This is a genomic window from Paraburkholderia heleia NBRC 101817 (assembly GCF_000739775.1).
GTDB classification, from domain to species: Bacteria; Pseudomonadota; Gammaproteobacteria; order Burkholderiales; family Burkholderiaceae; genus Paraburkholderia; species Paraburkholderia heleia.
In genome coordinates, this window is sequence record NZ_BBJH01000017.1 from 1 (window position 1) to 18938 (window position 18938).

Consider the following 18938-nt stretch of genomic DNA (forward strand, 5'->3'; position numbering starts at 1 on the left):
GGCGCCCGACGCTGCCGACGCCGCCTCGGGCGGCGCGCCGATCACGGGCGCGGACGCATCCTCCGTGGCCGAAGCCGCCGCGCTCACGGCCGCCTGTTCGACGCCGGGCTTCAGGCGGTCCACGAGCCAGTAATCCAGCACGCGGCGCGCGATCGGGCCTGCGGCCTGCGCGCCCCAGCCCCCGTTTTCGACGATCAGCGCGACGGCGATCTGCGGCTTCTCGGCCGGTGCGAACGCGATGAAGAGCGCGTGGTCGCGCAGATTCTCGGCGAGCGCATGCGCCCGGTACTTGCCGCCCTGCAGCGAGAACACCTGTGCCGTACCGGTCTTGCCCGCCGACGTGTATGGCGCGTTGCGGAACACCTGGTAGGCCGTGCCGGAGGGATTCATCGTCACGTTTTCCATGCCGCGCTTCACCACGTCGATATCGGCCTGGCTCACGTTCAGGCGCCCGCTTTCGCTCGGCACCGTGAGGCGCTCCTGCTTCGTGATCGGATTCTCGATCTCCTTCACGAGGTGGGGCTTCATCAGAACGCCGTTGTCGGCGAGCGTGGCCGTGGCGTGCGCGAGCTGCAGGATCGTGAACGAGTTGTAGCCCTGGCCGATCCCGAGGCTGATCGTCTCGCCCTCGTACCAACGCTGCTGCTCGGGCTTGCGGTACGCCTTGCGCTTCCATTCGGTGGAGGGCAGGATGCCGCGCGCCTCGCCCGCGATGTCGATGCCGGTGAGCTGGCCGAAGCCGAGCGGCTTCATGAAGTTCGCGATGTTGTCCACGCCCAGGTCGTGCGCGAGCATGAAGAAGTAGGTGTCGTTCGACACCATGATCGCGCGGTTCATGTCGATCCAGCCCTGACCCGAGCGCACGTCGTTGTTGAAACGGTGGCCGCCGAACATGTAGTAGCCGGGGTCGGAGAAGCCCCACTGCGGCGTGCGCTTGTGCAGCGTGAGCGCGGCGAGCGCCATGAACGGCTTGTAGGTCGAGCCCGGCGGGTAGGTGCCGTGCAGCGGACGGTTCAGCAGCGGGTGATCGGGCGAGTTGTTGAGCTCGTCCCAGGTCTGCTGGTCGATGCCGTCCACGAAAGAGTTCGGATCGAAGCTCGGCGCCGAGACGAACGCGAGAATGTCGCCCGTGGAGGGCTCGATTGCCACGAGCGCGCCGCGTTTGCCGGCGAAGGCCTGCTCGGCCACCTGCTGCAGGCCGATGTCGATCGAGAGCACGAGGTTGTTGCCCGGCGTGGCCTGGGTGCGCGAGAGCGTGCGCACGGGGCGCCCGCCCGCCGTCACTTCCACTTCCTCGAAGCCGGTCAGGCCGTGCAGCTCGGTTTCGTAGCTCTGCTCGACGCCGATCTTGCCGATGTAGTCGGTGCCGTTGTAGTTGTTCGCGTCCAGACGCGGATCGTAGTGCTCGGGATCGCTGTCGTTCTTGTCGGAGAGGTCGTCGATGCGCTCCTGGTCGCGCTGCGAAATCCGGCCGATATAGCCGATCACGTGCGCGGCCGTGGGCCCGAGCGGATACTGGCGGAACAGCCGCGCGCGCACTTCCACGCCGGGAAAGCGGAAGCGCTGGGCCGTGAAGCGCGCGACTTCGTCGTCGGTCAGGCGCGTGCGGATCGGCAGGCTCTCGAAGTTCTTCGAATCTTCGAGCAGCTTCTTGAAGCGGCGGCGATCGCGCGCGTCGATCGGGATCACGGTCGAGAGCGCGTCGATCGTGTTGTCGAGCGTGTCGGTGAGCTTCGAGGGCGTGATTTCGAGCGTGAACGCCGAGTAGTTCTTCGCGAGCACGACGCCGTTGCGGTCGGTGATGATGCCGCGGTTCGGCACGATCGGCGCGACGGAAATGCGGTTCTCGTCCGCCTGCAGCGAGTACTTGCTGTGGTTCCAGACCTGCAGATAGAGGAAGCGGAACGCGATCAGCCCGAAGCAGACGAACACGAACAGCCCCGCCGCCGCGACGCGCAGGCGGAACTTCGTGAGCTGCTGCTGGGTGTCCTTGAATTCGGTCATGCTGTCAGACCCGGGCGCCACGGTTCCGATCGCGAGGAACGGCGGGCCAGGGTGCGTAGGAGGTAGTCAAGCAGGTAGTCAAGCGAGTCTTCCAGCGGCGAGCGGCGCGCCGCTCAAATGGGCCGGGTGTCGTCGGGATCGACGGGGCGGCGCTGCGGCAGGAGCAGCAGCACGCTCGCGACCGGCCAGAGGATCGCCTCGACGAAGCCGCTGATGAGGTAACCCCAGCCCGGAAACGACGCGCCCATCAGCAGGCGGATCACGAACGGCACGACCTGCGCGCCGACCAGCATGGGCGTGACGGCGAACATCTGCAAGCCGATCGACATCCACAGCACGCGGCGGTGAATGGTGATCGCGCCATACGAAAGCAGCGTGTACGCGAGCGCGTGCTCGCCGAGCAGGTTCGCGTTGTGGACGTCCATGAGGAGCCCGAGCAGGAACGCGACGCCCATGCCGACCTTGCGCGGCTGGTGAATGTTCCAGAACAGCAGCACGAGCGCGACGAAGTCGGGCACGCCGGGCAGCTTGCCCCAGGGCAGCAGGTTCAGCAGGAACGCCGCCGCGAGGCTGAAAACGATGAAGTACGGATTGACCGGCTGCAGAATGTATTGCGGACGCGGCATCAATGGCCCCCTTTCTCGACAGCCTTCGCTGCCTCTTCCCGCAGGCTCTCCCTGGGCCTTCTCTCGGGCGGCTTTTGCTGCGCCGGCTTGGTCTCTGCCGCGGCCGCGTTCGCGGCCGGCTTCGTCTGCTGCGCCGGGGCAGAGGCGGCGGCGGCGGGTTTCGCCTTCGCGTCATCGGCCTTCTTGTCGCTCTTCTTGTCCGCGGCCCTGGTGGGCTTCTTCTTCGCGTCCTTCGCCTCGGCGGCTGCAGCGGCTTCTTCGGCGGCGATCGGGTTGGGCGGCACCTGCGGCACATAGTGCAGCACGAGCACCTGGCGCGCGCCGCGCACGGCGGCGAGCGGCAGGCAGACCACGCGTGCGAACGCGGTGTCGGCCTGCTTGTCCACGCGCAATACCTTCGCGACCGGCAGTCCTTGCGGATAGATGCCGTCGAGTCCGCTCGTCACGAGTTCGTCGCCCACTTGCAGATCGGCGCTGATCGGCACGAAGCGAAGATCGAGCAGGTCGCCCTTCGCCGTGCCATAGATCACGCTGCGCAGGCCCGTGCGCACGACTTCGACCGGCACGGCCTGGTCCTTGTCGGTGACGAGCGTGACCTCGGACTGCATGGGGAACACGCGCGTGACCTGGCCGATCACCCCGTCCTCGCTCAATACCGGCGAGCCGTTCTGGACGCCCTGCTGCGAGCCGCCGCCGATCACCACCTTCTGCGTGAACGGGTCGCGCGTGTCGTACTGGATTTCCGCTGGCGTGGTTTGCGCGCCGATGCGCTGCGACAACTGCAGAAGCGCGCGCAGGTGCGCGTTCTCGGCGGCGAGGGAAGCGGCCTCGTTGGCCTGCTGTGAAAGCTGGAGATTGCGCGCGTGCAACTGGGTGTTTTCGGTGCGCAGCGCGGAACTCGTCACGGCCAGATCGGCGGCGCCCATAAAGAAGTCGCGCGGCACGAGGGCCGCGCGTTGCAGCGGGTAGAGGCCCGCGCCGAGCACGCCGCGCACGACTTCGAGCGTCTTGAAACGCGCGTCGGAGACGAGGAGCGCGAGCGACAGCACGACGAAGAAGATCAGCCGTGCGAGTGCCGATGGGCCCTGTTTAAAGAGGGGCGGCGGACTGTATTCCATGGTCGGCGCCGGGGGCGTGTGCGGTTCGGTGAAACAGAGGGTGTAACGGAGGGCACAACGAAGTGTGAAACTTCGGCGCCCCGAAGGACGCCCCGTTGCGGGCGCCGCGGCGGCGCGCGTGCCGCCACGCCATCAGTGGCGCGGCGGCGCCGGAACCGCGCCGCGGGCGAGCGCAGCAGTGCGCGGCGCGCTTACTCGTACGAGAAGATGCTGCCAAGCTTGTCCATGCGCTCGAGCGCCATGCCCGAGCCGCGCACCACGCAGGTGAGCGGGTCTTCGGCCACGAGCACCGGCAGACCGGTTTCTTCGGCGAGCAGGCGGTCCAGGTCGCGCAGCAGCGCGCCGCCGCCCGTGAGCATCATGCCGCGTTCGGCGATGTCGGCGCCCAGTTCCGGCGGCGTTTGTTCGAGCGCGATCTTCACCGACGAGACGATCTGGTTCAGCGGGTCGGTGAGCGCTTCGAGAATCTCGTTGCTCGAAATGGTGAAGCTGCGCGGAATGCCTTCCGACAGGTTGCGGCCCTTCACTTCCATTTCCTTGACTTCGGAACCCGGGAAGGCCGAGCCGATTTCCTTCTTGATGGCTTCGGCGGTTTGTTCGCCGATCAGCATGCCGTAGTTGCGGCGGATGTAGTTGACGATCGCTTCGTCGAACTTGTCGCCGCCCACGCGCACCGAGCCCTTGTAGACGATGCCGCCGAGCGAGATCACGCCCACTTCGGTCGTGCCGCCGCCGATGTCGACGACCATCGAGCCGGTGGCTTCCGAAACCGGCAGGCCCGCGCCGATCGCGGCGGCCATCGGTTCTTCGATGAGGTAGACCTGCGAGGCGCCCGCGCCGTGCGCGGCTTCCTTGATCGCGCGGCGCTCGACCTGGGTCGAGCCGCACGGCACGCAGATGATGATGCGCGGCGACGGCGAGAACATGCGCGACTCGTGCGCCGTCTTGATGAACTGCTTGATCATCTGCTCGGTGACGGTGAAGTCGGCGATCACGCCGTCCTTCATCGGGCGGATGGCTTCGATGTTGCCCGGGACCTTGCCGAGCATCTGCTTGGCTTCCTTGCCGACCGCCTGAATCGTCTTCTTGCCGTTCGGGCCGCCTTCCTGGCGAATGGAGACGACCGAGGGTTCGTCGAGGACGATGCCCTTGCCGCGCATGTAGATGAGGGTGTTGGCGGTGCCGAGGTCGATCGCCAGGTCGTTGGAGAAGTAGCTACGCAGAAAACCGAACATTCAAAAATCCTGTCTCGCTTGTGGCCGTCCTTCCAGCTTCGTGGACGAGGGCGGCAGCGGAAAAATTAACAGCCTCAGGGCGACATGCTGCGCCACGAGGGCACCCCGAAATCACGGCGGAGGGCGTCGCAAGGGGCGCCACGAAGGGCCTGGGACTGCGGGGATGGTTACCGGAGGCAGCCTGGCTGTGCCGCCCCTTTGATCTTGTCTGGCCGCATTGCGCTGCGTACAGAACCGAAAGGCGGATGCAAGGCGGTCCGGGTTTGGGTCGAACGCGTAATGATACCTTATAATTTTGCCTGTTTTGCAGGATCCGGAAGGCAGTTTTTGACCTCATCGTAGCTTTCCTCCAGAGCCGGATCCGGCGCGATAAACCGCTGTTGCAGCACCGAATTCCCGAACTGCCGCAGCCCCTTTTTCCGGTGACCGCATGGCCCTGACCCTGAACGATGTGAAGCGCATCGCGCATCTTGCGCGCCTCGAACTGGCCGACGCCGAAGCCGGCAATACGCTCGAACGCCTGAACGACTTCTTCGGCCTCGTCGAGCAGATGCAGGCCGTGGACACGACCGGCATTGCCCCGCTCGCCCACCCGATCGAGCAGATCGAGGACGTCGCGCTGCGTCTGCGCGAGGACGCCGTGACCGAAATCGTGGATCGCGAAGCGCTGCAGCGTCCCGCGCCCGCGGTGCAGGACGGACTTTACCTCGTACCGCGCGTGATTGAGTAGGCGCGCAGCATTTTTTCGCCATTTTCGAGTTCCCACGAGTCATCAGAACAGTTCGAAAAGGCACGGACTCCCGAGTTTTCCCGGGTTTTCCGAGAAGCGGCCAACCCGTTTGCAAACGTATGGCACACCGCTTTTTGGACGGCGCAACGATCCGATTTCGATCACGCCGTGACGTTCTTCCAGGAATCACGCAATGCATGACAAAAGCTTGACCGAACTGCGCGCCGCGCTGGCGGCGAAGGAGTGCTCCGCAGTCGAGCTGGCCCAGCACTTTCTGGGCCGGATCGAGGCGCACCAGGACCTGAACGCCTTCGTCGACGTCAATCCCGAATTGACGCTCGCCCAGGCGAAGGCCGCCGACGCGCTCCTGCACTCGGGCCACGCGGGCCCGCTCGCGGGCATTCCGCTCGCGCACAAGGACGTGTTCGTCACGCGCGGCTGGCGCTCGACCGCCGGCTCGAAGATGCTTGCCAGCTATGTGAGCCCGTTCGACGCGACCGTGGTCGAGCGGCTCGAGCGCGCAGGCATGGTCTGCCTCGGCAAGACCAACATGGACGAATTCGCGATGGGCTCGTCCAACGAGAACTCGCATTTCGGCGCCGTGAAAAACCCGTGGGACACTAAGGCCGTCCCGGGCGGCTCGTCGGGCGGCTCTGCCGCGGCCGTCGCCGCGCGCCTCGCGCCCGCTGCGACCGGCACCGACACGGGCGGCTCGATTCGCCAGCCGGCATCGTTCACGGGCGTGACGGGCATCAAGCCCACCTACGGCCGCGTCTCGCGCTACGGCATGATCGCGTTCGCCTCGTCGCTCGACCAGGGCGGCCCGTTCGCGCACAGCGCCGGCGATTGCGCGCTGCTCCTGAACGCCATGGGCGGTTTCGACGAGCGCGACTCGACGAGCCTCACGCACGCGCACGAGGACTACACGCGTTTCATCGGCCAGAAGTGGGGCGACAGCGGGGGCAACGGCGGGGGCAACGGCGCGGACAACGGCGGGAGCCAGGACGCCGGCGCCGGCAAGCCGCTCGCGGGCCTGCGCATCGGCCTGCCGAAGGAATACTTCGGCGCGGGTCTTGCCGACGACGTGCGCGCCGCCATCGACGCCGCGCTGAAGACGTACGAATCGCTCGGCGCCACACTCGTGGAAGTCACGCTGCCGAAGACCGAGCTGTCGATTCCCGTGTACTACGTGATCGCCCCGGCGGAAGCGTCGTCGAACCTCTCGCGCTTCGACGGCGTGCGCTTCGGCCACCGCGCCGCCGAATACCGCGATCTGCTCGACATGTACAAGAAGTCGCGCGCCGAGGGCTTCGGCCCTGAGGTAAAGCGCCGCATTCTGGTGGGCACCTACGTGCTTTCGCACGGCTACTACGACGCGTACTACCTGCAGGCGCAGAAGATCCGCCGCATCATTGCGCAGGATTTCCAGCAAGCGTTCAGGCAGTGCGACGTGATCATGGGGCCGGTCGCCCCGAGCGTGGCATGGGACCTCGGCGCCAAGGGCGACGATCCGCTGCAGATGTACCTCGCGGACATCTACACGCTCTCCACGAGCCTCGCGGGCCTGCCCGGCATGAGCGTGCCGTGCGGCTTCGGCGCGGGCGCGAACGCGCAGCGGCCTGTCGGTCTGCAGATCGTCGGCAACTATTTCAACGAGGCCCGCATGCTGCAGGTCGCCGACGCCTTCCAGCGCGCGACCGACTGGCATCGCAAGGCGCCGGCAGGGGTGTCGAATGAGCCCCCGCACTCACTTCGTTCGTCGCCCCCCGGTGGGGGGGCGCATGCCTCCCTTGAGGCGGCTCGGCGGGAGGCATGAGCATGGCAACACAATGGGAAGTCGTTATCGGTCTCGAGACGCACGCGCAATTGTCCACGGCGTCGAAGATCTTCTCCGGCGCATCGACGCAATTCGGCGCGGCGCCCAATACGCAGGCCTGCCCCGTCGATCTCGCGCTGCCGGGCGTGCTGCCGGTGATGAACCGCGGCGCCGTGGAGCGCGCGATCCAGTTCGGCCTCGCGATCGGCGCGACGATTGCGCCGCGCAGCATTTTCGCGCGCAAGAACTACTTCTATCCGGACCTGCCGAAGGGCTATCAGATCAGCCAGTACGAGATTCCGGTCGTACAGGGCGGGCAGATCACCATTCAGGTCCCGGCTAACGAAAAGGCCGGCAAGGAGGCCTACGAGAAGACCGTCAACCTGACGCGCGCGCACCTCGAAGAGGATGCCGGCAAGTCGCTGCACGAAGACTTCGCGGGCATGACGGGCATCGACCTGAACCGCGCCGGCACGCCGCTGCTCGAAATCGTCACGGAACCCGAAATGCGCAGCGCCGCCGAAGCGGTTGCGTACGCGAAGTCGCTGCACACGCTCGTCGTGTGGCTCGGCATCTGCGACGGCAACATGCAGGAAGGCTCGTTCCGTTGCGACGCGAACGTCTCCGTGCGTCCGGTCGGCCAGAAGGCATTCGGCACGCGCGCCGAGATCAAGAACCTGAACTCGTTCCGCTTCCTCGAAGAGGCGATTCAGTACGAAGTGCGCCGCCAGATCGAGCTGATCGAAGACGGCGGCACCGTGGTGCAGGAAACGCGCCTCTACGACCCGGACAAGCGCGAGACGCGTTCGATGCGCAGCAAGGAAGACGCGCACGATTACCGCTACTTCCCCGACCCCGACCTGATGCCGCTCGTGATCGATGCGGCATGGGTCGAGCGCGTGAAGGGCGAGCTGCCCGAGCTGCCCGCGACGATGCAAACGCGCTTTGTCGGGCAGTACGGCGTGACGCCGTATGACGCGAACGTGCTCACGTCTTCGAAGGCAATGGCTGCGTACTTCGAGGCCGTCGTCGCGAAGGCGGGCGCCGCTCAGGCCAAGGCTGCCGCCAACTGGCTGATGGGCGAAGTCTCGTCGCAGCTCAACCGCGAAGGCCTCGACATCGAAGCCTCGCCGGTCTCGGCCGCGCAGTTCGCCGTGCTGCTCGCGCGCATCGCCGACGGCACGATCTCGAACAAGATCGCCAAGGAAGTGTTCCAGGCGATGTGGGACGAGAAGGCCGCGGACGTCGATGCCGCCGACCGCATCATCGAAGCGAAGGGCCTCAAGCAGATCTCGGACACGGGCGCGCTCGAAGCGATCATCGACGAGGTGCTCGCGGCGAACCAGAAGTCGGTGGAAGAATTCCGCGCCGGCAAGGAAAAGGCGTTCAACGCGCTGATCGGCCAGGCCATGAAGGCCACGAAGGGCAAGGCGAATCCGCAGCAGGTCAACGAACTGCTGAAGAAGAAGCTGGGCTGAGTTTGGCTGAGTCCGAGTGAGTCCCGCCTGATTCGGGCATGCTGGCAAGGCGGCGTCGCGCGTAGCAGTGCGGCGCCGCCTTGCCGCTTCCACCCCCTGCAACGGTATTAGCCGACCGGTGACGCGGTCGTATCCAGAAGAGGAGAACCCCCATGGCGAAGCCCCCGAGTCTCGACGATTACCGCGTGCCGTATTTCAGCGCAAAGAAGCAGGAGACGTTCTCGCTCAGCGCGCTCGACCCTGCCGCGAAACCGTTCTCGACCGGCAGCAAGGACGGCGACCGCAGCCGTCTCTCCGAGATTGGCGTCAAGCTCGACGTGCTGCAGGAGCGTCTGCACGCGCAGCGCCACCAGCGCGTTCTGCTCGTGTTGCAGGGCATGGACACGAGCGGCAAGGACGGCACGATCCGCGGCGTGTTCCACGATGTCGATCCGCTCGGCCTGCGCATCGTGCCGTTTCGCGCGCCCACCCTGATCGAGGCTTCGCGCGACTTTCTCTGGCGGGTGCATCTGCAGGTGCCCGGTGCGGGCGAGCTGGCCATCTTCAACCGCAGCCACTACGAGGACGTGCTCGTGCCGCGCGTGATCGGCCAGATCGATCCGGCCGAATGCGAGCGCCGGTTCCGGCAGATCCGCGAATTCGAGGCGCTGCTTGCCGAGAGCGGCACGTCGATCATCAAGTGCATGCTGCACATCTCGAAGGACGAGCAGAGGAGCCGCATCCAGGCCCGCATCGACGATCCCACCAAGCACTGGAAGTTCGATGTGTCCGACCTGGAGGCGCGCAAGCATTGGGATGCGTATCAGGCCGCGTACCATGACGCGCTCGCGGCCACCTCCACGGAATACGCGCCGTGGTACGTGATTCCCGCCAATTCGAAGTCGCATCGCAACGTCATGGTGGGCGAGTTGCTGTTGCGCCTGATGGAAAGCCTGAAGCTCGAGTATCCGCCGGCCAAGGCCGAACTCAAGGGTCTCAGGATCGACTGAGAGCGGCCGTATCCCCTCGCGCGGCGCAGTTCGGCGCGGCGCGAGAAAACGTAAAAGCAGCGCACAATCCAGAGGAAAGAAGACATGTTGCGTGTGATCACAGCGAATCTGAACGGCATCCGCTCGGCGGCGAAGAAGGGCTTTTTCGAATGGTTCGGCGAACAGAAGGCCGACGTGCTCTGCGTGCAGGAGATCAAGTGCTCGCAGGACGACATGACGCCCGAATTCCTCGCCCCGCACGACTTCACGGGCTACTTCCAGCATGCGGTGAAGAAGGGCTATAGCGGCGCGGGCGTCTATTCGCGCCACGAGCCCGACGACGTCATCATCGGCTTTGGCAGCGAGGAGTTCGACCCGGAAGGGCGCTATGTGGAAACGCGTTTCGGCAAGCTCTCGGTCATTTCGGTGTACGTGCCTTCGGGTTCGAGCGGCGAGGAGCGTCAGGCCGCGAAGTACCGCTTCATGGACGAATTCATGCCGCATCTCGCGCAACTCAAGCGCGAGCGCGAAGTGATCCTGTGCGGCGACGTGAACATCGTCCACAAGGAAATCGACATCAAGAACTGGAAGGGCAACCAGAAGAATTCGGGTTGCCTGCCCGAAGAGCGCGCATGGCTCACGAGCCTCTTCGACGACGTGGGCTACGTGGACGTGTTCCGCACGCTCGACCCGCGTCCCGAGCAGTACACGTGGTGGAGCAATCGCGGCCAGGCGTATGCGAAGAACGTGGGGTGGCGCATCGACTATCAGATCGCGACGCCCGGCATTGCGCACAAGGCGAAAAAGACGTCGATTTTCAAGGACATCAAGTTCAGCGATCACGCACCGCTGACCGTCGACTACGACTACACGGTCAAGAGCTGACGCCCAGCCCGGCGCGCGGCGAAACCGCTTTCAGGGCGCCGACACGACCTTGCGCTTCTGCACGGCCGGGATGCCCTCGTAGTCGGGCAACGCGGCGAGCGGTTTGCCCATGGCCTTGGCGTAGAGCGGCATCATGTCGGCGAGGCGCTTGGCGATATCGGCGCGCCGCGCCGGCGTGTACGGATGCACGTAGATGAAACCCTGGTCGCGGTCGGCGCGCGTCGCCGCCGCGAGCTTGTCCCAGAGCGTGAGCGCCGCGCGCGGATCGAAGCCCGCGCGCGAGGCGATATCGCTGCCGATCACGTCGGCTTCGGTTTCGTCGGCACGGCCGTAGTGCATCTCCACGAGCTGTGAGCCGATACCGAGCGGAAACACGCCGAGATCCGCGAGCCCGAAAAGCTGCGGCACGGTGCCCGACTCGATCTGCGCGGCCTGTTGTTCGCCAAGGCGCTCGCGCACGTGCTCGCGCACCGCATGCGCGATCTCGTGGCCGAGCAGCATGCCGAACTCGTTGTCGTTGAGCTTCACGCGGTCGAGCAGGCCGCCATATACGACGATCTTGCCGCCCGGCAAGGCGTACATGCGGATGTCGTTCGAGCGGATCACCGCCACTTCCCACTTCCAGTTCCTGACGCGATCGCTCCACTTCAGCGCGTAAGGCGCGAGCCGGTCGACGAACGCCCGCACGCGCTGCACGTGCGGATCGCTTTCGGCATAGAGGCGGTTCGAATGGGCCGCGCCGCGCACGATCTCGTTGAATTCGGCCGCGGCCTGCGCTTCGAGCATCGGCGAGGGAATCAGGTTGCGGTACACGGCGGCGTTGCCGAAGCGCACCACGCGGCCCGTGTTCGGCGCACCGGTCGCGACGCTGCCCGGCGAGGCGCTCGCGCCGCTGTTTGTTGCGCCGGTCGCGCTATTCGCGCTATTCGCCGGGTTCGCTGCGGCATTGCCTGCGCTCGCGGCGCTGCCTGCTGGCGGCGTGGCAGGGTTGCCCGGCATGCTCGCCGGCGTGCTCGTGGCGGCCGGATTCTCGGTAGCCCAGGCATTGCATGCGCAAAGGGCCGGCCAGGCGGCGGCGAGCGCCAGCACGAGCACGCGGGCGCGCGCGCCGCTGCGCTGCGGCGCACGCGGGCTTTGCGCGACGGTCTCATGCGGGCTCACGACCGGATTCTCCACGGGGCAATACGAATGAGCAGGAGCATACCCGGTACCGCGAGCACCGTGCAGACGATGAAATAGTCGAACCAGCCGATCTTCGCGACCACGTAGCCGCTCGCGGCGGAGGCCAGCGTGCGCGGCACGGAGGCGAGGCTCGTGAAGAGTGCGAACTGCGTGGCGGTGTAACGCGGATCGGTCGTGCTTGCAATATAGGCAGTGAACGCGGCGAGCGTGAGTCCCGTCGCAAAGGTCTCGAAACCGTAGACGAGCGCGAGCGCGACGGCGCGCGGGTCGAGCGTGAACTGCACGTTGGCGCCGACGAGACCCGCGGCCCACGAAACCGCGTGGCTCACGGCGAGCACGGCGTCGTAGATGGCGGCGAGCGAGGGCGATCCTGCGCCGAGTTGCGCGAGCCACGCGAAACCCAGAGTAGAAATCATTTGCAGGAAACCGAAGATCCACAGACCGCGCCCAATGCCGATCTTCACGAGCGCCACGCCGCCGACGATGCCGCCCGCGAGGCTCGCGCCGAACGCCGTCATTTTGGCGATCACGCCGATCTCGGTGCGCGAATAGCCGATGTCGAGGAAGAACGATGTGGACAGGGTGGTCGCCATCGTATCGCCGAGCTTGTAGAGGAAGATGAAGGCGAGCACGAACAGTGCCGCGGCCAGACCGTCGCGGCGCACGAATTCGGCGAACGGCTGCACGATGGCTTCGCGCAGGTTCCTGGGCGGCGCGCCGTGCACTTCGGGCTCTTTCACGACGAGCGTCATGATCATGCCGGGAATCATGAACGCCGCCGTCACGACGAACACGGTGCTCCACGGCAGGTGGTCGGAGAGGATCAGCGCGAGCGAACCCGGCACGAGCGCCGCGATCTTGTAGGCGTTCACATGCACCGCGTTGCCGAGGCCCTGCTGCGTGTCGGTGAGCAGTTCGCGCCGGTAGGCGTCGATGGAGATGTCCTGGCTCGCGCCGAAGAACGCCACCAGCGCGGTGAGTGCGGCCACGGTCCAGATCGAATCTTTCGGCGAAACGTAGCCGAGCGTGCCGATGGCGAGCGCCACCAGGATTTGCGTGACGAGCATCCAGCCGCGCCGCCGCCCCGGGCGCCAGCCCGGCAGGCGCGGCACATAGCGGTCCATGAGCGGCGCCCAGACGAACTTCCAGGTGTACGGAAACTGGATCAGCGCGAAGAGGCCGATCTCCTTGAGATTGACGCCCTCCGAGCGCAGCCACGCCTGCACCAGATAGACGAGCGTGAAGAGCGGCAGCCCGGAGGTGAAGCCGAGGAACACGCAGATCAGCATGTGCGTATTCAGATACGCACGCCAGCCGGGGTGGGATTCGTGAGCGGTAAGAGCGGGTGCCTCGTGGGGCGGATTCTGCATGTCGTCGTTAGCGGCGGCGGTGTTGGGTGCGGTTCCTGATGAACCGGTCGGGCAGAAAAACACGCGACGCCGCGTACGGCGTCATTTTTTTCTCACGCGATAGACCGCAAGACTACCACGCCAGTTCACACCCCAACGAACGGTCTGACCCCCATGGAGCACGGCGCGGTCGAGAATTTCGATGCCCACCTCGGGGGCGAGCGCCTCGAAGTCCTTCACCGTGAGAACACGCACGTTCGGCGTGTTATGCCACTGGTAGGGCAGCGACTTCGAAACCGGCATGCGTCCGCGCAGTACCGAAAGCCGGTGCGGCCAGTAGCCGAAGTTCGGGAACGAGACGATGCACTCCTTGCCCACGCGCGCCGTCTCGCGCAGGATCGCGGCCGTCTGGTGAATGGTCTGCAGCGTTTGCGAGAGGATCGCGAAGTCGAAGCTCGCGTCCTCGAACAGGCGCAGGCCGTCTTCCAGGTTCTGCTGGATCACGTTGATGCCGTTCTTCACCGAGGCGAGCACGCCCGCGTCGTTGATCTCGATGCCGTAGCCCGAGCACTCGAGTTCCTCGCAGAGCAGCGAAAGCAACGCGCCGTCGCCGCAGCCGAGGTCGAGCACCGTGGCGCGCGGTTCGATCCAGCGCGCGATGGTGCGAAAGTCGGGACGGGCGGAAAGACTGTCGAAAGCGCTTTGATTCATGCGCCCACCTCAGCAGCAATACGTTCGTAGTAAGCGCGCACCACATTGTGATAGCGCGCGTCGTCGAGCAGGAAGGCGTCGTGGCCGTGCGGCGCGTCGATTTCCGCGTAGGTCACCTGGCGCTTGTGATGGAGCAGCGCCTTCACGAGTTCGCGCGAGCGTGCGGGTGCGAAACGCCAGTCGGTCGCGAAGCTCGCCACGAGGTATTTCGCCTTCGTGTGCGCCAGTGCGCGCGTGAGGTCGCCGTCATAGGCCTTGGCGGGGTCGAAGTAATCGAGCGCGCGCGTGATCAGCAGGTAGGTGTTGGCGTCGAAGTAGTCGGCGAACTTGTCGCCTTGATAGCGCAAGTACGACTCCACTTCGAATTCCACGTCGAAATTGAAGTTGTAGGCGTTCTCGGCGCCTTCCGCGCGGCGCAGCGCCCGGCCGAATTTCTCGGCCATGTCGTCGTCGGACAGATAGGTGATGTGGCCGATCATGCGCGCCACGCGCAGGCCGCGGCGCGGCTTCACGTGGTGCGCGTAGTAGTCGCCGCCGTGGAAGTCGGGGTCCGAGAGGATGGCCGAGCGCGCGACCTCGTTGAACGCGATGTTCTGCGCCGAGAGCTTGGGCGTGGAGGCGACCACGATGCAGTGGTCGAGGCGATCCGGATAGCGCAGGCTCCAGGCAAGCGCCTGCATGCCGCCAAGGCTGCCGCCCATCACCGCGGCGAACTTCTCGATGCCGAAGCGATCGGCCACGCGCGCCTGGGCGTCCACCCAGTCCTCGACGGTCACGACCGGAAACTTCGCGCCATAGGGCTGGCCCGTGGCCGCGTCGAGGCTCATCGGGCCGGTCGAGCCGAAGCACGAGCCGAGATTGTTCACGCCGATCACGAAGAAGCGGTTGGTGTCGAGCGGCTTGCCCGGGCCGACCATGTTGTCCCACCAGCCGACGTTTTTGGGGTCGTCCGCGTAGACGCCCGCCACGTGGTGCGACGCGTTGAGCGCGTGACAGACGAGCACCGCGTTGCTGCGCGCGGCGTTGAGCGTGCCGTAGGTTTCGACCACGAGGTCGTACCCGGCCAGCGCCGTGCCGTTCTGCAGTTGCAGGGGCGCGTCGAAATGCAGTGTTTGAGGAGCGACGATGCCGATCGATTCCATTCGTTCCGCCTTGGTTTTTCGGGCGGCTAAACGGTGTCGGCGGGCGCGGAGTGCGAAAGGATTGGCGCAGCTGACGACCTCTTTAGCCGCATTTATATCGAACCCCGGGCCGCAATCCAACGACGGCCCTGAAGTTCACGCGCCCGCAATCGAGTCAGCAAATCGGCGCGTGGGTATTGCAAAAGGAACGCAGAGTATATCGGAAAAAGTGCAAAGCGACGCGGCACACGGGAAAGGCAGGGCGGGCATGCTGCCGCCCGCCCCATTAAACCGCCGCTTCACGTGCCCGCGCACCGCGCGAGGCCGCGAAGCCTTATCCCTTCCCGGGTGCGGGCGGATGCGCGTTGCGCCAGCGCCGCAGCTGCAGGGCAGCGATGATCATCAGGAGGCCGTAGAGGACCGCATACGCGGCGATCACCCAGATCAGCGAGAGCGCGCCCGCGCCGGGGAACATCGCGAAGAAGAAGCCCACCGTGGCCGAGAGCAGCCCAGAAATGCCGACCGCCCACGGATGCGCGATGGCGTGCCGGTACTGGATCGCATAGACGATCTCGAAGATGCCCGTGAAGAACGCCCACACGCCGATGATCATCACGAGGACGATGGCCGTCTCGCCAGGCCAGAAGAACGCCACGAGGCCGGCGATCACGCCGATCAGACCGATGACGACGTAGGTCCAGCGCCGCGTGCCGCCGCCGCGCGCGCCGTAGATGAGCGCGAAGGCGCCGTCGACGAGGGCGTAGGCGCCCCAGACGATGGCGAGCGTGAGCACAGTGAGTCCGGGCAGCGAGAAGGCGAGCACGCCGAAGACGATGGCGGCGATGCCGCGGGCGACGAGCCAGCCCCAATGGGCGGAGAGGCCCATCAGGATGGGCGGCAGGCCGAGGGGAGGAACGGGACGGTTCATGCGACGGTTCTCCTGGTAGCGACGCGAGCAGCCGCCACGGAAAAACGCCGCGCGGCCGCGCTATTGAAGAATGATGCGGATCTGTTCGTCGGCGTGCTCGCTCGGTGAACGAGTGAAACCGCTTTGCGCATAGCGATGCCAGCAACCGATCACATAGCGCACGACCAGATTCGCCCGGACCGTTGGATCGTATCCTTTGGCGGCAGGCTTCGCGTTGACATGGTCAGACCCCGAAATCGCCTTGCGCTCGGCCTCCTGCGCGAGGTCGATGCGCAGGCATTGGCGCAGTGACGCCTCGACGCGATCGAGCATCTGGTTGACGCGCTCGGCGAGGCGCTCGTGCTCGCCCACGAGGGCCTCGCAGGTCAGTACGCGGGTCATGCCGGCGTTGCGTGTGGAAAAGTTGACGAGCATCAGGGCGATCGCGCGCGCCTGCAGGACGCCGCTCGGTTCCTTTTCGACGATCTGGTTGATGAGCCCGAAGAGCGTCTGCTCGATGAAATCGATCAGGCCCTCGTACATCTGGGCCTTGCTCGCGAAATGGCGATACAGCGCCGCCTCGGAAACCCCCAGGCGCGCGGCCAGCGCCGCAGTGGTGATTTTTTCGCCGCGCGGCGCCTCGAGCATGGTGGCGAGCGTCTGGAGAATGTGGATACGGCGTTCGCCCGGTTTCGGGCGGGGGGCGCGGCGGGCCGCGCCCGGCGATTCTGCTGCTTCGACTGCTTCACGCGTTTGTGTCGGCTGCATGGATATCGTCCCTGGCGTTGGCCTCTGGGTTGGCGCTCCCCCGTTTTACTTCGAGCGTCCCGACTGCAGGCCTGGTTTCAGGGATTTTAGCGAACGAATGCGACGATCGACATAGTGAGGCCTGCCGGTGCCCGGCAGGTGCGCGGGCAAATGCCCGGTGATCCAGACGGTGCGGATGCCGAGGCGCCGGTAGCGCTTGAGATGGCTGCGCGTGTCTTCGATCAGGATCGCATCGGCGAGCGCGACGCCCGCCCGGCGAAGCGTGCCGCGCAGCATCGCGCAGTCGGGCTTGGCGCGCCAGTGGCAGCGCGAGCGCATGGCTTCGATGGCGATCACGCGTTCGAAGCGCCGCTCGATGCCGAGCGCCGCGAGCACCGCGTGCGCGTAGTCCTCGGGGCCGTTGGTGAGAACGATCTTGCGCCCGGGGAGAGCGGCGAGCGTGCGGGCGAGGCCGCGCTCGGCATGCAGCATGCCGTGCAGGTCGTCGAAGGTGTGCACGACCTTGAGGAAGTCGTGCGGGTCGATCGGATGGTGGCGCGTGAGGCCGAGCAGCGTCGCGCCGTAGCGGCGCGTGTAGCTCGTGCGCAGGTGATTGGCTTCGTCGCAGCTCACGCCGAGCGCATCGGCGATGTACTGCGTCATGCCGGCATTGATGGCCGGGAAGATCGCACGCGACGCATTGTGCAGCGTGTTGTCGAGGTCGAAAAGCCAGACCGGGGCGCCCGCTGGGCGGGCGATGCGGCGCGGCCGGCGCCGGGCACGCCTGGCATGAAGGCTGGAGTCGGTCATCGCGGACGTGGGACGCGGCGGCGGCACGGCGCCGCCGCCGGGAGGAGCGGGCTTAGTGCGAGCGGATCATCGTGCCGAACGGCTGCTCGGTCAGGATTTCCAGCAGCACGGAGTGCTCGATACGGCCGTCGATGATGTGCACCGAACGCACGCCGCTCTTGGCCGCGTCGAGCGCCGACGAAATCTTCGGCAGCATGCCGCCCGAGATCGTGCCGTCTTCGAATAGCGCGTCGATCTCGCGCGCCGAGAGGTCGGTGAGCAGATTGCCCGCCTTGTCCATCACGCCCGGGATGTTCGTCATCATCACGAGCTTTTCGGCATTGAGCACCACGGCGAGCTTGCCCGCCACGAGGTCGGCGTTGATGTTGTACGAGAGGCCGTCTTCGCCGAAGCCGATCGGCGAGATCACCGGAATGAACGCGTCGTCCTGGAGCGCCTTCACGACCGCCGGGTTGATTGCCTCGACTTCGCCCACCTGGCCGATGTCGATGTACTGACCGGGGTTGTCGCGGTCCGGCATCATCAGCTTGCGGGCGTGGATCAGGCCGCCGTCCTTGCCGGTCAGGCCGACCGCGTGACCGCCGAAGTGGTTGATGAGCGTGACGATGTCCTGCTGCACCTCGCCGCCGAGCACCCACTCGACGACTTCCATGGTTTCTTCGTCGGTCACGCGCATGCCCTGGATGAACGTGCCTTGCTTGCCGATCTTCTTGAGCGCCGTGTCGATCTGCGGGCCGCCGCCGTGCACGATGACCGGATTGATGCCCACGAGCTTGAGCAGGATGACGTCGCGCGCGAAACCCTGCTTGAGACGTTCTTCGGTCATGGCGTTGCCGCCGTACTTGATGACGACGGTCTTGCCGTGATACTGGCGAATGTAAGGCAGCGCTTCGGCCAGAATTTCGGCTTTCAGGGTGGGGGCGATCTGCGAAAGGTCGATGGGCTCGGACATGGCGGCGGAGACTGGACGAAAAACAGACGAAACTCGCGGACGAAGAACGCGGCCGCAAAACGGTCGAAACAGGCCGGATTGTACAGGACTGGCCTGGCGCGGTGCAGCGGGGAAAACGGCGGGGAAAACGGCGCGCATCCCAGGCTCGGCGAGGCACAGGCGCAACACGGGCGCGAATGCATCGGCCGCGCCGCAAACCGGGGCGAAACCGGCGGGGAATGGCGGGCGATGGGCGGGCGATGGCGGGCGTGAAAAGCGGGGTGCAGGACGCGCGCGCCGGCTGTGGCATCATCTTCCTG

Annotated in this window: 17 protein-coding genes; 5 read left to right on the forward strand and 12 right to left on the reverse strand. The window is 66.0% G+C overall.

What is annotated here, in order from left to right; translation table 11 throughout:
• The 4 genes from mrdA to BHE01S_RS15155 all read right to left on the reverse strand — a co-directional run.
• Nucleotides 1–2004 (reverse strand): penicillin-binding protein 2 (gene mrdA, locus BHE01S_RS15140; protein WP_042265397.1); only part of this gene is annotated, 2004 nt, incomplete at its 3' end.
• A gap of 113 nt (nucleotides 2005–2117) precedes the next feature.
• Nucleotides 2118–2630 carry a rod shape-determining protein MreD gene (gene mreD, locus BHE01S_RS15145; RefSeq protein WP_042265399.1) on the reverse strand — a complete coding sequence of 171 codons (513 nt, stop codon included), beginning with the start codon at nucleotides 2628–2630 and terminating at the stop codon, nucleotides 2118–2120.
• A complete protein-coding gene (gene mreC / locus BHE01S_RS15150) occupies nucleotides 2630–3748 on the reverse strand; it encodes a rod shape-determining protein MreC (protein ID WP_042265401.1) in 1119 nt (372 codons plus the stop codon). Before mreC ends, mreD begins: the two co-directional genes overlap by 1 nt.
• 191 nt (nucleotides 3749–3939) lie before the next feature.
• Entirely contained in the window at nucleotides 3940–4983 is a 1044-nt protein-coding gene (locus tag BHE01S_RS15155; RefSeq protein ID WP_004189550.1) for a rod shape-determining protein, read from the reverse strand.
• Nucleotides 4984–5413: 430 nt separating this feature from the next.
• Here BHE01S_RS15155 and gatC point away from each other — a divergent pair, with 430 nt between their 5' ends.
• From gatC to BHE01S_RS15180, 5 genes are all read left to right on the forward strand, one after another.
• The gene (gatC, locus tag BHE01S_RS15160; protein WP_028203206.1) at nucleotides 5414–5713 is read left to right on the forward strand and encodes an Asp-tRNA(Asn)/Glu-tRNA(Gln) amidotransferase subunit GatC; all 300 of its coding nucleotides are present in this window, start codon (nucleotides 5414–5416) and stop codon (nucleotides 5711–5713) included.
• Nucleotides 5714–5906: 193 nt separating this feature from the next.
• On the forward strand, nucleotides 5907–7529 hold the full coding sequence (locus BHE01S_RS15165) for an amidase family protein (protein WP_042265431.1): 1623 nt from the start codon (nucleotides 5907–5909) through the stop codon (nucleotides 7527–7529).
• A gap of 2 nt (nucleotides 7530–7531) precedes the next feature.
• Nucleotides 7532–9007: an Asp-tRNA(Asn)/Glu-tRNA(Gln) amidotransferase subunit GatB gene (gene gatB / locus BHE01S_RS15170; RefSeq protein WP_042265434.1), complete on the forward strand. Its 1476-nt coding sequence runs from the start codon at nucleotides 7532–7534 to the stop codon at nucleotides 9005–9007.
• A gap of 152 nt (nucleotides 9008–9159) precedes the next feature.
• Entirely contained in the window at nucleotides 9160–9996 is an 837-nt protein-coding gene (locus BHE01S_RS15175) for a PPK2 family polyphosphate kinase (protein ID WP_042265437.1), read from the forward strand.
• 84 nt (nucleotides 9997–10080) lie between these two features.
• The gene (locus tag BHE01S_RS15180; protein WP_042265439.1) at nucleotides 10081–10860 is read left to right on the forward strand and encodes an exodeoxyribonuclease III; all 780 of its coding nucleotides are present in this window, start codon (nucleotides 10081–10083) and stop codon (nucleotides 10858–10860) included.
• A gap of 30 nt (nucleotides 10861–10890) precedes the next feature.
• Here BHE01S_RS15180 and BHE01S_RS15185 read toward each other — a convergent pair whose 3' ends face one another.
• From BHE01S_RS15185 to argB, 8 genes are all read right to left on the reverse strand, one after another.
• Nucleotides 10891–12021: a M48 family metallopeptidase gene (locus BHE01S_RS15185; RefSeq protein ID WP_245639751.1), complete on the reverse strand. Its 1131-nt coding sequence runs from the start codon at nucleotides 12019–12021 to the stop codon at nucleotides 10891–10893.
• Nucleotides 12018–13412, reverse strand: coding sequence for an AmpG family muropeptide MFS transporter (locus BHE01S_RS15190; protein ID WP_042265441.1), 1395 nt, complete (start codon nucleotides 13410–13412; stop codon nucleotides 12018–12020). The genes BHE01S_RS15185 and BHE01S_RS15190 overlap by 4 nt, the downstream gene beginning before the upstream one ends.
• Before the next feature lie 81 nt (nucleotides 13413–13493).
• Entirely contained in the window at nucleotides 13494–14102 is a 609-nt protein-coding gene (gene metW, locus BHE01S_RS15195; protein ID WP_042265442.1) for a methionine biosynthesis protein MetW, read from the reverse strand.
• Nucleotides 14099–15244 carry a homoserine O-succinyltransferase MetX gene (gene metX, locus BHE01S_RS15200; RefSeq protein ID WP_042265444.1) on the reverse strand — a complete coding sequence of 382 codons (1146 nt, stop codon included), beginning with the start codon at nucleotides 15242–15244 and terminating at the stop codon, nucleotides 14099–14101. Before metX ends, metW begins: the two co-directional genes overlap by 4 nt.
• A 313-nt stretch (nucleotides 15245–15557) precedes the next feature.
• A complete protein-coding gene (locus BHE01S_RS15205) occupies nucleotides 15558–16151 on the reverse strand; it encodes an HdeD family acid-resistance protein (protein WP_042265446.1) in 594 nt (197 codons plus the stop codon).
• Nucleotides 16152–16211: 60 nt separating this feature from the next.
• Complete coding sequence (gene slmA / locus BHE01S_RS15210) at nucleotides 16212–16898, reverse strand: nucleoid occlusion factor SlmA (RefSeq protein WP_042265447.1); 687 nt, start codon at nucleotides 16896–16898, stop codon at nucleotides 16212–16214.
• 45 nt (nucleotides 16899–16943) lie between these two features.
• Nucleotides 16944–17687 (reverse strand): pyrimidine 5'-nucleotidase, encoded by a 744-nt coding sequence (locus BHE01S_RS15215; protein WP_042265564.1) that lies wholly within the window; start codon nucleotides 17685–17687, stop codon nucleotides 16944–16946.
• Between the two features lie 52 nt (nucleotides 17688–17739).
• Entirely contained in the window at nucleotides 17740–18639 is a 900-nt protein-coding gene (gene argB / locus BHE01S_RS15220; protein ID WP_028203194.1) for an acetylglutamate kinase, read from the reverse strand.
• Nucleotides 18640–18938 lie beyond the last annotated feature (299 nt).

What these genes read in the sequence shown, in the direction of transcription:
- slmA (WP_042265447.1), bottom strand. Translation starts at nt 16,898, where the DNA reads ATGCAGCCGACACAAACGCGTGAAGCAGTCGAAGCAGCAGAATCGCCG.
- gatB (WP_042265434.1), top strand. Translation starts at nt 7,532, where the DNA reads ATGGCAACACAATGGGAAGTCGTTATCGGTCTCGAGACGCACGCGCAA.
- gatC (WP_028203206.1), top strand. Translation starts at nt 5,414, where the DNA reads ATGGCCCTGACCCTGAACGATGTGAAGCGCATCGCGCATCTTGCGCGC.
- mreD (WP_042265399.1), bottom strand. Translation starts at nt 2,630, where the DNA reads ATGCCGCGTCCGCAATACATTCTGCAGCCGGTCAATCCGTACTTCATC.
- BHE01S_RS15155 (WP_004189550.1), bottom strand. Translation starts at nt 4,983, where the DNA reads ATGTTCGGTTTTCTGCGTAGCTACTTCTCCAACGACCTGGCGATCGAC.
- BHE01S_RS15165 (WP_042265431.1), top strand. Translation starts at nt 5,907, where the DNA reads ATGCATGACAAAAGCTTGACCGAACTGCGCGCCGCGCTGGCGGCGAAG.
- argB (WP_028203194.1), bottom strand. Translation starts at nt 18,639, where the DNA reads ATGTCCGAGCCCATCGACCTTTCGCAGATCGCCCCCACCCTGAAAGCC.
- mreC (WP_042265401.1), bottom strand. Translation starts at nt 3,748, where the DNA reads ATGGAATACAGTCCGCCGCCCCTCTTTAAACAGGGCCCATCGGCACTC.
- BHE01S_RS15175 (WP_042265437.1), top strand. Translation starts at nt 9,160, where the DNA reads ATGGCGAAGCCCCCGAGTCTCGACGATTACCGCGTGCCGTATTTCAGC.
- metW (WP_042265442.1), bottom strand. Translation starts at nt 14,102, where the DNA reads ATGAATCAAAGCGCTTTCGACAGTCTTTCCGCCCGTCCCGACTTTCGC.
- BHE01S_RS15180 (WP_042265439.1), top strand. Translation starts at nt 10,081, where the DNA reads ATGTTGCGTGTGATCACAGCGAATCTGAACGGCATCCGCTCGGCGGCG.
- BHE01S_RS15215 (WP_042265564.1), bottom strand. Translation starts at nt 17,687, where the DNA reads ATGACCGACTCCAGCCTTCATGCCAGGCGTGCCCGGCGCCGGCCGCGC.
- metX (WP_042265444.1), bottom strand. Translation starts at nt 15,244, where the DNA reads ATGGAATCGATCGGCATCGTCGCTCCTCAAACACTGCATTTCGACGCG.
- BHE01S_RS15190 (WP_042265441.1), bottom strand. Translation starts at nt 13,412, where the DNA reads ATGCAGAATCCGCCCCACGAGGCACCCGCTCTTACCGCTCACGAATCC.
- BHE01S_RS15205 (WP_042265446.1), bottom strand. Translation starts at nt 16,151, where the DNA reads ATGAACCGTCCCGTTCCTCCCCTCGGCCTGCCGCCCATCCTGATGGGC.